Here is a 12,665-nt window from a genome sequence, read left to right as displayed (position 1 = left end):
GATCAGATTTCGGCTTCGTTTATGTAAATACCTACAGCTAAAGCAGTGGGCTTTGAAAGTTACAAGTTTCAATTTCCGCTCCACATCCCACCCTAAAGGAGTGGGTTTTCGGAGTTCTTCAATCGCTTACGCTTTCTCGAAAGTGGCGTTATAAGAATTCATTTTTTTGCCTACAAAGAACTACAAAAATTAGTATACAAGAAAAAAATGCAAATAATTATTTTGTCATATATACATAAACGTCTACCTTTTGGGACTGTTAAATTTATTCTTTATTAGAGCATTAGAAATGCTTTTACAAATGAAAAGAAACCTTTCCTTAACAAAAGGTTTCTTTAACAAATATTTCTTATTAAATTCGTTCATATAACAGAGCAATATACTTTTTTTCATAAGAGTAATTTAAGTACACTCAAACTTTGCACCAGAACCGCATTGAAACTGTTCATGCTTTATACGTTGAAAAATTTGTTAACAATTACATAAAATAAAAAACTTTTATCTGGATTTCTCTATTCTTTATTCAACTTTGCAACAGAACCTTTCGAGTTTTTTTTACTATTTGCAATAGAACTAGAATTATTGCCACTTGTTCGATAAAAATTTTGTAACGCATTAATTTCCCCGCCAATTAAGATGAACCAAGCAGTTAAATAGAACCATAACATTAGAATGATAATACCACCCAGACTCCCATATGTATTCGCATAATTTGTGAAATTATCTACATAATAGGCAAAAGAGTACGATACCAATATCCACCCGATTGTTGCAAATAAGCCTCCTGATATAATTTCTTTTCTGTTTAACTTTTGATTAGGTGCAAAGGTATATAAAAAGCTAAATAGTGAAAACAAAATTAAGAAACTGGCTGTTAACTGTAAAATACCCCATACGAAAGAAAAATTTCCTGATGAACTAATTATCTTAAAAAGCTCATCTCCAAATACAAGAACCGTTAAAGCAAAAACAATCATGAAAATCATTGCCAGTGTAAACACAATAGATAACGCCCTTGTTGCAACAAAGGAACGAGCCTCTTTTACGTTATAAGCGCGATTAAAGGCATTCATAATCGTATGTATACCATTTGAAGCCACCCATAACATTGATAATAAACTAAGTGATAGTAAACCACCATCCTGTTTATTTAGAATTTCATCTAGATTCACTTTAATCAAGTTTATGGCATCTTTTGGCACATAATTGATTAATAAATTGAGCACATTTTCTTTATTAACAGAAGGAAATCCAAAAATTTCAAAAAAACTAACAAGGGAAATTAAAAAAACGAGTCCAGGAAAAATAGCAAGTAAGAAGCAATAAGCAAGTTGTGCCGCTAAACCTGCTACGTCATCTCGCATCGTTCTGTCATATAGATCTTTCCCAAACGAATAGACATGACTTCCCCTTATTTTCTCTAGAAATTTTTTCATATTTCTCTGAACACCTTTCGTCTTTTCTTTGCCATATTCCCTCCTCAGTTCGAATGAATACTAACAATTTTTGCATACCCTTCTGTTACAAAGGCATATATTTCTTGAAAGACCTCTTTAACAGAAGGAAAAATGAGGTGTCTTGATACAAATTTTGATAGAATTTTTGATTTAGCTCTATCCAACAAACTAGTTTTCATTTTTGGATAATATTTTTTCTTTGTTATATAAAAACTACAAAATAACCATAATCAAGGTATTTTATAAAAGAAATAAGAGAAAAAAAAGCACATATAAATAAAGTACAAAATAAATATAATGGTCCGAAAATTAATTATTAGATTCCTCCTTTATGCCTATCTTACTTGTTCATCAAGTGAAAATTTCCAACAGAAACTATCAAGCTTCATATCCACTTCTGTAAAGTTTGCAAAAGATCTTTCGCTCCCTCTGGACTTAAGATCAATCGCCCATCATAGAGTTCTTTGTAATCTTCCGATTTTCTACCTGTTACAAAACAAGTTCTTTCTTGCTTCTGTACATGTATATTCCCATCTAGCACAAACATTTCTAAACTGGAATTCGGTGCGAACGCTAATGTTCTTCGTAGTTCTTTTGGTAATATTATTCTTCCTAGTTCATCTATTCTTCGAATCATACCTGTTTTTTTCAAAGTAATTCCCTCCTTTTTATATTTTTGTTCTATTTTCTAAATTTTACTCCTTAATTTGTATTTGTAACCAAAAGGGGATTTTTTACAACATTTTGAGTGAGGCTAGATAGTAGAAAAAAATGAGGTGAGGGGAGTAGTACTTGAGGTTCTGTCGCAAAGTTTCTTAACAGATAAATAATCAGGCCAACTGCAGATAGATTTAATATAATTTTAAGGATTGTGGTGGAGATAGTAGTGTTTTTTGGATTTTATTTGGTTAATAAATCAAGTACGTAAAATTATTGTCAATTAGAATTCTAGAAAAGGATTTTTTCTGTTTTCATTTCAAAAATCTCTTTATTTTCTTTTAATGGTCTATTTGTTTTGTACAATGATTTTTGTCATTTGTACATATACGTCTACCTTTGCGAACGGGATAACTGACAATAGAAAGATTAGTTTATATCAGTTAAAATTCCATATTGATTTTTTAGTAAATTCAGTGTATATTCATATTAAGTTCTAAAAACAAGTTCATTTGAACCTGTCTTTAGAACTTAATAGAAACCTTGTGTTTATATTAGGATATAAATTCTAAATTACACATGGGAATGTTTTATACATAATTTTATTGGAATGGAATTGGGAGGTTATGTCATGCAATCAAATGTAAACGTGGAAGAATGGGAGAAAAAACCGTCATTATTAGGAATGTTTACTTCTCCTGGTCTACAATTTGAAAGAATCAAAACAAAAGAAAAAATTTGGGGTATATTCTTTTTAGTAGCAATATTACAAGGACTTTTAGGTGGTTTTAGTGCGTACTTGATGTATACATCACCTGAGGTGGTCCAAATGCGAGAAAAATGGGGAGAAGCTGCTGGACAGAGTACCCTCACAGGAGAAATCATTTCTGGAATCGTTTCTAATTTTATTGGGGCTATGATTGGAGTCCTATTTATCGCAGGAGTTTACAAAGTCTTTATGGTATTTTTCGGAAATGATACGACGTATAAAACATTATTAAATATGGTTGTATATGCAAATATTATTTTTATTATCGGTGGACTTATAAATATAGGGATAAGTTTCTTAGTGGGTGGTGGCTCAACTCAATATACAGGTTTAGGTGCAATATTTTCTGAAGGTACATTTGCATACGGAATCGCTAATGCAATTGAAGTATTTTACATATGGAATTTGGTTTTAGTTTGGTTAGGTTTACAAATTACAGCAGGATTAAGTAAAGGAAAAGCAGCTATTCCAATTATTATTTTATTTATTATTAAAGTAGTATTTTTAACCGCAATTATGATGTTAATCACAAGTTTTTTACCTGATGTACCTATGTAATCAAAAGGGATAAGAATGAGTTGTCATACGAAAGGAGACACCTTATGTTTTCATTGGCAGTTGGCGTGGCATTAGTGATTATGATTTTATCGCTCGTTTGGTTCGTAGCTGAAAGGCTAGGAGTTTTCGAATTGATAGGTAATGTTGCCTTACAAATAAAAAATATCTTCAAGGAGGAAGACAACAAGTGAAAAAGAAAATGGGTGCGATTATAGTAGGAATAGGGCTTGTAATAGTTGTCGTATTAACAGCAATGAGTGTAAAAGTAATTGAGCAAGGACACGCTGGTGTAGTTTATAATAGAAGCACTGGTGTTGAAAAAGAAACATTAGGACAAGGTTGGCATCTTGTTTCGCCATTTAAACGTGTAACAGAATATCCAGTTTCTACGGAAACGGTACGAGTAAAAAATTTCAATGTACAAACAAAAGATGGTAAACCACTAGCAGTTAGTTTATCTTATGACTATGCAAATGATGTAGAAAAGCTACCGAAAATATATAACAAATTTAAAGGGCAATCCCCTGATGTGATTGAGAACGGCTGGTTACAAACCCGTATCAAAAAGGCAACACTTAATGTATTTTCAACATACTCCGTTCTAGAAGTATTTCAACATCAAGGAGAAATAAATGCAGCAATCGAAAAAGAATTTCGGGGAATTGTAGATGATACTGGATTTATGGTTGATTCAGTTACACTAGAAGCACCAAAGCCAGATGAAAATACAGCGAAAGCAATACAAGGTGTTGTGGATGCACAACAACAATTAGAAAAGCTAGAAATCGAGAAAAAACAAGCTATTGTTGCTGCGGAGCGGGATATAGAAGAGGCAAAAGGAAAAGCACAAGCAAACGAAATCTTAAAACAATCCCTTTCTCCTGAGATAGTAGAGATTAAGAAAATTGAAAAGTGGGATGGTAAATTGCCACAAGTAAGTGGTGGTGCTACACCATTTGTACAAATCAAATGATAGTTTTTAAAGAAAAAAAATTAGTTTGCCATAGTTGTTGTAAAGAAATTGAGGAAGGAGAAGAGTTAATTATTCGTTTGAAGCTACCAACTAGATCAAGAATGCCCGTTGGGGTGTTGGATAAAGTGTTAGTAAAGAATGCGAGTGAAATTTTGTGTAATCAATGTGTACAGCAAAATGTATCCGAATAATGGTTCTGTTGCAAAGTTTTTTAAATGAAGCTAAACTGTAGAGAAAATATGCTGAGGAGAATGATACATGAGATATTTTAAAGGAAAACAATTCAAGAAAGACATTATTATAGTAGCCGTTGGCTATTACTGTCGTTTTTCTTTAAGCTATCGTGATGTATCTGAAATCTTGAAAGAACGTGGTGTTTCCGTCCATCCAACAACTATCATGCGTTGGGTGCATGAACAGGGCAATCTGATCTATCAAATTTGGAAGAAGAAAAACAAATCAGCACTCCATGCTTGGCATTTGGATGAGACTTATATCAAAGTTAAAGGAAAATGGTGTTTTGCCAAATCCACAGGATTTCAAAATCTTCTTCATGCTTCTCGTATCATCAAAGGAATCGAAACCATTCATGCCTTATATAAACAAAAACGAAGTTTGCAACAATCAAACTTCGTTTTTTCGACGTACAATGAATTACAGCACTTATTCATACCTGCTTAAACTATAACCCTATTTTGTAAACACTTAAAGAAACCTATAAAATATTGGAATATCAGGTTTACAAAGGTGACTGAAATTATTTTATAAACGTTTATTTTCAGCTAATACCTTTACAAACGAATTTGGTATAATTGTGATAACAAATGTAAGGGGAATACCAAGCATGGCAAATATTTATGGATATATACGTGTAAGTACAAAAGATCAAAATGAACAACGTCAATTACATAAGATGATGGAACGAGGAGTGGAAGCTCGGCGTATTTTTGTCGATAAAGTAAGTGGACGACATTTTGATCGCCCTCAGTATCAATTATTACGAAAAATATTAAGTACAGGTGATATAGTTTACATAGATGCCTTAGATCGTATGGGGCGCAATTATGATGAAGTAATTGCAGAATGGAAATACATAACAAGAGAATTACAAGCTGATATTGTCGTTTTAGAAAATGAAACATTGTTTGATAGTCGGAAGTTTCGAGAGATGGGTGACATGGGACGGTTAATGGAAGATCAGTTTTTATCTTTGCTATCTTATGTTGCAGATCAAGAGCGTAAAAAGATTCATCAGAGACAAGCGGAAGGGATTGCGATAGCTAAATCACAAGGGAAGCATTTAGGACGTCCTCAGTTGAACCTTTTAACATTAAGCTCAAAGCAATTACTTCTAATAGAAGAAACTTATCCGAAGTGGAAAAATAGAGAAATTACTGGGGTTCAATTCATGGGGGTATTAGACTTGAAGAAAAATACTTTTTACAAAGTAATAAAAGAATATGAAAATACATTAAATGTCGGAGACTAAAATATGAAGAGTAAATTAATTATTGTGCTATGCCTTATAGGGATATTGGCTCCTAGTTCAAAAACTTTTGCAAATGGAGAAATTATTACAAAAAAAGAAGTGCGTAATTATTATTATATTGTAGATAAAGAAAACAACAATTATACGTGGAAAATTGGTTATAAAAGTTCTAATTCAATAATAAAGGAAAATAAGGAACATGAGTTGAATTTAGAAGATTTTCGAAATGCCGTTAACAAATTAAGCCAACAAAATTTTGAATTGTATGTATCAATAGCATATTTGGTTATATTACTTTTAATTCTCTTAATATCTTTCGTAAAAAAGAAAAATGATATTCCAAAATGGTTTTTGATATTCATGTTTGTTCTATTAATAATATCAATAAATGCTGTAGTGCAGACATCAATTAGTTTATCTGTAACAGATCAAGAAGTACAATTTCTTTATCTAAGACTAACTCACTAAAAAAGATCCCTAAATATTGGGATCTTTTTTCAAAAGGCTAGTTTTTTGATAACAAACTTTGCGCTTAACGTACAGTGTATCAGTTTAAATTTGTCCAAATTGTGTCTAAACGTACAATTTTCTTTTTTTGATATGGTGAGGCCAAGAAGAAAATTAAAAACAATTTATCCATTAGCATGGACGGGTAAGAAAGTTATTTTTTATTGTTTTCCTGTTAGTAATTTGGATATATTCGTGATTACATATTTAGAACCCCACTATGTAAATGGGCAAGTCTTTCAGGTAATAGGGCGTTGTGCATCCTTTCATAAGAATGAAATTCAAGAGATATTAGAACAACTAGAACAATTTGTTACCTTTGAAAGCTTACTACAGTAATATTTGTGCTATATGTTCCGAAAAAGAAGAAAAAACTTTGTATGACAAGATTTTTTTACAAGAAGACTTTATAGATAAATGGCTTGTAAAGGGAGGAATTGTTTTGTCGTTATACGATCAATTGCCAGACAATCTTTTAGCGGGTTTTTTCATGGAAATTAACAAGAACATACAAACAGGCGTTCTTTCTGAAGCTATGTATCACGAAATTGAGTTAATTCAAATAGCTGCACAAAAACGAAACCTTTCAGAATCGGATTTAAAGGACATCTACCAGAAATGGGTAGAGCCTCAGTTAAAATGAAATTGAATACTGGAGAATGAATCGTCTATACAAATAAAGAATGCCTTTTTGTTATTTGAAGGAGCATTCTTTTTTTGCTGAAGCACCATCATAGCCAATCTTCTGGATATAAATACACTTATAAGTCCAGTATCTTCATTATTTGCTTCGCTTGTTCATCCTCTACGCGGTAAAATACTTCTAATCCTTTTCGACTAGAGGTGACGACTTTAAGTAGTTTTAACTTACCTAGCTGCTGAGATACGGTGGATTGTGGTATATCAAGGTGCTGTTGTAATTGAGAAACATTTAAGGACTCTTTCTTCAGTAATTGATGAATAATTTCTAAACGCACAGGATGAGCCAGTGCCTTTAATACTTCTGAAAAACGTTCATAATCGCTTGATCTCATCAAATAGTACCTCCTTAAAGAGATTCATAAAAATAATACGTATTAATTATATGGTAATTCTAAGATTTTTATTTAAAGGTAGTAGGTGCGTAGTAACTGTTTGATCCTTTTTATCTTGTAATAACCGGTCCTGAAACGATACTATATCCCTTATATTTCTGTAGAATGATACTTTCCCCTCACTTTTTTATAGGATATCTACAGTATACAAAAAATGTAAGGCTACGCCTACTGACATACCGTTGAAATAGCGCCATTCACACGCTTTTGAGGAAGGAATATGCTGTCAGAAAACGATCTACAGAAAGAAGCACGCACATCATACAATGTCAGTATCAATTCCCTGTGTTCTTCATCCTCTATGTGAAAAGAGCGGGATCCAGTTTGAACAAACTTCATTTTCTTATAAAAAGCAATTGCATTTTTATTCTGTTCCCATACGCCTATTCTGACTTTCTTTTTCCTATGTTCTATCGCAATTTCTATCGCTTTATTTAGAAGATGTCTACCAAGATCATACTTTTGAAATCGCTTCTTTATATACAATCTTTCAATTTCAAGTGATTCATTATTCGTTTTTTCAGAACGAGTATCATGTGTATTTACCTTTACATATCCAACGAGTTCGTGTTGATACGTAACCAAAAAGAATGGCGAAGTATCATTCGATACTTCCTTACCTAATTGTTGTAAGTTACATGTTTTATCCAAATGAGCATTCATCTGTGTCAATGAGTTTTGATGCTTAAATGTCTCATAAAATGTTTCATACATAATCCTTTGAAGTCTTCGTAAGTTTTTCCAGGTACATTTTTTAATATCTACAGCCAACTGAATATGTCCCTCCTCGTTTTCATCATGTACTTCTCTTGTTTCCCTTTTTTTTACAAATTCCTAGTCTTTTTCGGAAAAATTCCCTTTTTGGGAGATTTCACTATACCATGCAAACACAAAAATGAACATTTCAAAAAAGTCCATTGTTATAGACACTTTTTCATACAGTCACGCTAATATTGCTAAAATGACTACCTATTACATGTTCAATTTTTTTGATTCATAACATTGTATATTTATTTTAGTTTTGCAACCCCCTTAATCAGAGCACCCATTAGGAAACTAGGATTCTTATTCACTTATATATATTTTTGCACCAGAACCAATAAAAAAGAACGAACTATTTATATAAATAGTTCGTTCCCTTATGTTCCTAAAATACGACGTACTTCCAACATATCCATACTCGTAAACTTTGCAATATCTTCAATATCCATTCCGTTTTTGTGCATCCCACGGATAAGTTGGACTTTTCCTTTTTCCATCCCCTCCTGAAGCCCTTCTTCTTTCCCAACTTTCCGTCCTTTTTCCATACCTTCTTCTATACCCACTTCACGGGCATGTGCTAATTTGGCTTGTTCATCAAATAAGACTTTTTCCCGTGCTTCATATGCTAATCGGAAGGAACTACTCTGACTCATATTCTCCCATTTGTGGATCGCTTTTTGTAACATGGGGTCTTGTTTCATGGCGATATCCTCCAACGTGTGGGTTAAATGTTCATCTTCATGTGCTGGTAACAAGAGTAACCAACGAGCAAATTCATTTTCCCACGGATTAATTTTTTCTTCTCTCCATTGCTGAAGTAATTTTGGAATCTCAATAAAATGAATTTCCAAATCATCCAGCAAGACTTGTTTCTGCTGTTTACTCCAAAACTGTCCAATTGTATGCATCTCTTCATAATCAGGAAAGAGATGAAAATCTAATAAGTTAATGGCAATCGTTTTTCGGAGCGAGCGATATGACATTCCTTTTTCCAGCTGAGACGTGTAGAGTTTACTCCAATAGTAAAGGGAACGTTTTATAATCTCTTGTGTATTTCTTAGTTGGATTTCGATGTTGACCTTTGTTCCGTCATGCAGTGTTGCCAGTATATCTAGTATGGATAATTTATCTTCCTCATATTCTTTATGCAAATGCGGATCTTCAATTTTCAGTGACACAATCGGTGTAGATAAAGAATCATGCAAGATTGCATTTAAAAAAGAAATTAATAATTCTTCTTGTCCTTGTACACCAAATAATTGCTTAAATGCAAAATCGACTCGTAAATTCACTAAAGGCTGATTCATTGATAGAGTCACCTTTCTATTTTATATTCTATATATCCATTGTATCGAAGGGCAAATAAAAGAAGCAACCCCTAATGATTTGTTGAAGAATTTTATTTTTGTTAATTAATATAGTACGTGAAATTATATTATACTTCAGTATACTGCTAAAAAGATTTCTTATAGCACTTTTCCTACCGTTTTTATCTCACAAATCACGTCAATTCCTTTTTACGGTCTATTTACTTTGTATAACAAGTTTTATCCCCTCTGCATACAAAACCATTCCGAAGATTTATTCTTTATCTTACAAAGGGAAATAATAGGTCGTTTTTTTGTATTTTTCTCAAATTCCACTTTTTCATATCTTCATCCGCTATTATTTGCAGGGCTCTCTTGCAAAGTTCGATATATATATAAGTCCGGTTCTGGTGCAAAAAGATCATAAGTGAAAAAAGAAGCATAGTTTCCTAACGGATTCCTTGATTACATCGTTAATCCAAACAGGTGGTTGATAAAGATATTTTGATTTTGGACAGACTAATTCTGTAAATTTATTTGCTCTTTTTTGATCATATACATAGCCTCTAATCCAGCAATCATTTTTTTTGCTGTACGAAAAGATTGTAAGCCTAACATATTCCAAATACGTTTTTTGATAAATCGATGATCTTGTTCAATCATATTATTCAAGTATTTTTTGATCCGTAGTAGGATACTTGATGGTAAGCTGTTTTCTTGTTTTAACTCTCGGATTGCAGGAGGATAGGCTTTATCTCCATCTACGTTAATCACACGGGGAATCGTCCCATGACAAGTAGCCAAGGCTTTCTGAAAGAAAGTTTTGGCAGCCTTGGTATCTCTTTTTTTACTGAGTTAAAAATCAATTGTATTTCCTTCGGAATCTACTGCCCGGTACAAGTACATATCTTTTCTCTTGATTTTAATGTAAGTTTCATCCACCTTCCAGGAATCATTTGTTTGTTTCAAATGTCTTCGAATTCTCTTATTTAACTCTGGTCCATATTGATGAACCCAGCGCATAATCGTCGTGTGGGCCAAAGATAATCCTCGTTCTTCCATCATTTCCACTAAATCGCGAAAACTTAGATTGTACCGCAGGTACCAACGTACAGTTAACAAGATAACATCTGGTTGATAATGTTTCCACTTAAACACATTTTCCCTTTTCATATGAACCACGCACCCTTTTTAAAGTAATTCTATCAGTATTTCCAAGTTTGTAGGATGACTTTCAATTAGTTTGAAGTTTTTGCACCAGAACCTTTTATTTTATTTTGATGCTTTCACGCATCGGAATATCCAGGAACCCATTTACTAGGTGGGGGATACTATTAGATTACTGAATATTCCAACAAGTTAAGGCTTGTCCTATTTAGCTAGATGAAATCTTAATATCTGAATTTGTCTATTCCAGAGACACATTCGTTCACATCTTTATAAAAATGACATGGTATAGTTGTAACTGAAGCAAAATCCCTATTAAATTTCTTGTTTATTTTCTTGTTTATTTTCTTGTTTATTTTTTTCATTAGTTCCTTTTACCAAAGCCCTAGTTCTAATCTAGGGCTTTGTGTCGTTTAGCTAGAGTGATTCTTAACAACCTCCACACATGAATAAATTTGTCTGTTTTCAGGACAAATTTATTCATGTTTTTATAAGGATGCAATGGTATAGTTATAACTGCTGGTAAACCTCTAGCAGTTTTTGTATTGGCACTTACTTACTAAGCCCTAGCCCCCAGCTAGGGCTTAGTCCCGTTCAGCTGGTGTTATATACTGTCTCGATAACTTCCACGAATCAGTTTTTGTCTATTTTCAAGACAAATCTATTTATGTTTTTATAGAGATTCAATGGTATAGTTATACTTGTAACTCGTAGTTACTCCTTAGGTAGTTTTCCTACTTAAATATCCTGTAGGCCCTTAGACCCAAACTAGGGCCTCTTCTTCTTTACCTAGAGTTGTTTTATAACGTCTTAATGACCTCCATACATCAGGATTTGTCTATTTTCAGGACAAATCTATTCAAGTTTTTATAAGGATGCAATGGTATAGTTATATTTGCTGGTAAACCTCCAGCAGGTCTATTTTTCTTTTTTTCAATAGCTGTACCCTGTCCGCTAAGCCCTAGACCCTAATCTAGGGCTTAGCTATTTTTATCTAGAGTTATATACTTGTATGTTTCCTCAACCTTATCTGCGCTGTTATGTATTCCTCTAGCTCGTAAATCTCGTATCATTTTGATGATGTTTGCTTTTTCTTCTTTGTCACGCTGCTGTCTATCCATCACTGTTCATCCTTCATGAATACTTTATTTACCCTCTCCATCAGATACATGAATCCAGCAAGCCCGATAACTAACACCAGTATCATAAAATGTGAGAATGTGCTTTCTTCCATCGTTTACACCGCCTCCTGATTAAGAAACTTATTAATGAAGTAAAGCTGACCTTTCCCTGTAACTTTTGTAGTAAACGATGTTACGAATTCTTGTGATTCAAACAACGCTAAATCCATCGAATACTGTGTTGGCGTGTTGAACAGACTGCCTTTTTTCTTGCAAAGGTATCCGTTTTCTCTAAACCATTCGAAGAGCCTGTTTTGACCTGTGTCGATCCCTTTTTGCTTCATTAAGTTCGCCAACTGTTTGACGCTGATTAGGTTTGTTGATACTTGCACCGCTTCTGCGAATGTTACTAGTGGTTGTTGTTGTAAAATTATTCGTTCAGCTTCAACTCGTTTTGCTTTCTCTTCTTTCAAGTTGGTAAGAAGACCAATCATGAAGTCTGGATCAGTTACCGCTTTTTCGAGCGCTTGATCTGTCATGTATGCTCCGTATTTTCTGATTGTTGGAAGTACTTCACTTGTTACCCACCTTTTGAATGCTTTCGCTTGTGTTGTATTTTTGATTTCCAACACTTTGCAAACATCTTTTGCTACAAACCAAGCATCTTCACCTTGTACTACTGTTCGTACGTGTCCAAACTCTTTGTTATTGAAAACTTGCAATTTATTCATTTTTGTTCCTCCTTGTAATAACATTTATGTAATTAACAATTACTAAGATGGTAAAAAAATAATCACGCTTTCG

At 33.2% G+C, this 12,665-nt stretch carries 11 protein-coding genes and 3 pseudogenes; 6 read left to right on the top strand and 8 right to left on the bottom strand.

Going from position 1 to position 12,665, the window contains the following annotated elements:
• Window positions 1–512 precede the first annotated feature (512 nt).
• Together CDB3_RS28830 and CDB3_RS28825 are read right to left on the bottom strand one after the other, a co-directional pair.
• Complete coding sequence (locus tag CDB3_RS28830) at window positions 513–1,436, bottom strand: YihY/virulence factor BrkB family protein (RefSeq protein ID WP_128856827.1); 924 nt, start codon at window positions 1,434–1,436, stop codon at window positions 513–515.
• 406 nt (window positions 1,437–1,842) lie between these two features.
• A complete protein-coding gene (locus CDB3_RS28825; RefSeq protein WP_128856826.1) occupies window positions 1,843–2,109 on the bottom strand; it encodes an AbrB/MazE/SpoVT family DNA-binding domain-containing protein in 267 nt (88 codons plus the stop codon).
• 636 nt (window positions 2,110–2,745) lie between these two features.
• Between CDB3_RS28825 and yknW the strand changes: the two genes are divergently transcribed.
• The 6 genes and pseudogenes from yknW (at window position 2,746) to CDB3_RS28785 (ending at window position 7,053) form a co-directional block, all read left to right on the top strand.
• A complete protein-coding gene (gene yknW, locus CDB3_RS28820; protein ID WP_128856825.1) occupies window positions 2,746–3,441 on the top strand; it encodes a YknW family membrane protein in 696 nt (231 codons plus the stop codon).
• A 187-nt stretch (window positions 3,442–3,628) separates the two neighbouring features.
• Window positions 3,629–4,414, top strand: coding sequence for a prohibitin family protein (locus CDB3_RS28815; RefSeq protein WP_128856824.1), 786 nt, complete (start codon window positions 3,629–3,631; stop codon window positions 4,412–4,414).
• A gap of 258 nt (window positions 4,415–4,672) precedes the next feature.
• Window positions 4,673–4,930 (top strand): annotated as a pseudogene (locus tag CDB3_RS32675) (transposase domain-containing protein); the annotation flags it as partial.
• A gap of 328 nt (window positions 4,931–5,258) precedes the next feature.
• The gene (locus CDB3_RS28800; protein ID WP_128856821.1) at window positions 5,259–5,903 is read left to right on the top strand and encodes a recombinase family protein; all 645 of its coding nucleotides are present in this window, start codon (window positions 5,259–5,261) and stop codon (window positions 5,901–5,903) included.
• A gap of 3 nt (window positions 5,904–5,906) precedes the next feature.
• Window positions 5,907–6,371 (top strand): hypothetical protein, encoded by a 465-nt coding sequence (locus CDB3_RS28795; RefSeq protein WP_128856820.1) that lies wholly within the window; start codon window positions 5,907–5,909, stop codon window positions 6,369–6,371.
• A 415-nt stretch (window positions 6,372–6,786) separates the two neighbouring features.
• Complete coding sequence (locus tag CDB3_RS28785; protein ID WP_372708563.1) at window positions 6,787–7,053, top strand: hypothetical protein; 267 nt, start codon at window positions 6,787–6,789, stop codon at window positions 7,051–7,053.
• Window positions 7,054–7,171: 118 nt separating this feature from the next.
• Here the strand turns inward: CDB3_RS28785 and CDB3_RS28780 are convergent, their stop codons facing one another.
• The 6 genes and pseudogenes from CDB3_RS28780 to CDB3_RS28760 all read right to left on the bottom strand — a co-directional run bounded on the left by CDB3_RS28780 (window position 7,172) and on the right by CDB3_RS28760 (window position 12,592).
• Window positions 7,172–7,444, bottom strand: coding sequence for an ArsR/SmtB family transcription factor (locus CDB3_RS28780; protein WP_128856819.1), 273 nt, complete (start codon window positions 7,442–7,444; stop codon window positions 7,172–7,174).
• 330 nt (window positions 7,445–7,774) lie between these two features.
• A pseudogene (locus CDB3_RS28775) lies at window positions 7,775–8,275 on the bottom strand (GNAT family N-acetyltransferase); the annotation flags it as partial.
• A 368-nt stretch (window positions 8,276–8,643) separates the two neighbouring features.
• Window positions 8,644–9,573, bottom strand: a complete 930-nt coding sequence (locus CDB3_RS28770) for an Rpn family recombination-promoting nuclease/putative transposase (RefSeq protein ID WP_128856817.1) — start codon at window positions 9,571–9,573, stop codon at window positions 8,644–8,646.
• Window positions 9,574–10,092: 519 nt separating this feature from the next.
• Window positions 10,093–10,746 (bottom strand): annotated as a pseudogene (locus CDB3_RS28765) (IS6 family transposase).
• Between the two features lie 974 nt (window positions 10,747–11,720).
• Window positions 11,721–11,861 (bottom strand): hypothetical protein, encoded by a 141-nt coding sequence (locus tag CDB3_RS31895; RefSeq protein ID WP_179139770.1) that lies wholly within the window; start codon window positions 11,859–11,861, stop codon window positions 11,721–11,723.
• Window positions 11,862–11,977: 116 nt separating this feature from the next.
• Entirely contained in the window at window positions 11,978–12,592 is a 615-nt protein-coding gene (locus CDB3_RS28760; protein WP_128856816.1) for a phage antirepressor, read from the bottom strand.
• Between the last annotated feature and the right edge of the window lie 73 nt (window positions 12,593–12,665).

Origin of the sequence: Bacillus sp. CDB3 (assembly GCF_002081505.1) — a bacterium.
In the GTDB taxonomy this organism is placed as follows: domain Bacteria; phylum Bacillota; class Bacilli; order Bacillales; family Bacillaceae_G; genus Bacillus_A; species Bacillus_A cereus_AT.
The sequence above is the reverse complement of the archived record's forward strand: the minus strand, read 5'-3'. Positions and strand labels throughout refer to the sequence as shown.

Coding starts and splice junctions, on each gene's coding strand:
- CDB3_RS28800 (WP_128856821.1), top strand. CDS start 5,259: ATGGCAAATATTTATGGATATATACGTGTAAGTACAAAAGATCAAAAT.
- CDB3_RS31895 (WP_179139770.1), bottom strand. CDS start 11,861: ATGGATAGACAGCAGCGTGACAAAGAAGAAAAAGCAAACATCATCAAA.
- CDB3_RS28770 (WP_128856817.1), bottom strand. CDS start 9,573: ATGAATCAGCCTTTAGTGAATTTACGAGTCGATTTTGCATTTAAGCAA.
- CDB3_RS28830 (WP_128856827.1), bottom strand. CDS start 1,436: ATGAAAAAATTTCTAGAGAAAATAAGGGGAAGTCATGTCTATTCGTTT.
- CDB3_RS28795 (WP_128856820.1), top strand. CDS start 5,907: ATGAAGAGTAAATTAATTATTGTGCTATGCCTTATAGGGATATTGGCT.
- CDB3_RS28780 (WP_128856819.1), bottom strand. CDS start 7,444: ATGAGATCAAGCGATTATGAACGTTTTTCAGAAGTATTAAAGGCACTG.
- yknW (WP_128856825.1), top strand. CDS start 2,746: ATGCAATCAAATGTAAACGTGGAAGAATGGGAGAAAAAACCGTCATTA.
- CDB3_RS28760 (WP_128856816.1), bottom strand. CDS start 12,592: ATGAATAAATTGCAAGTTTTCAATAACAAAGAGTTTGGACACGTACGA.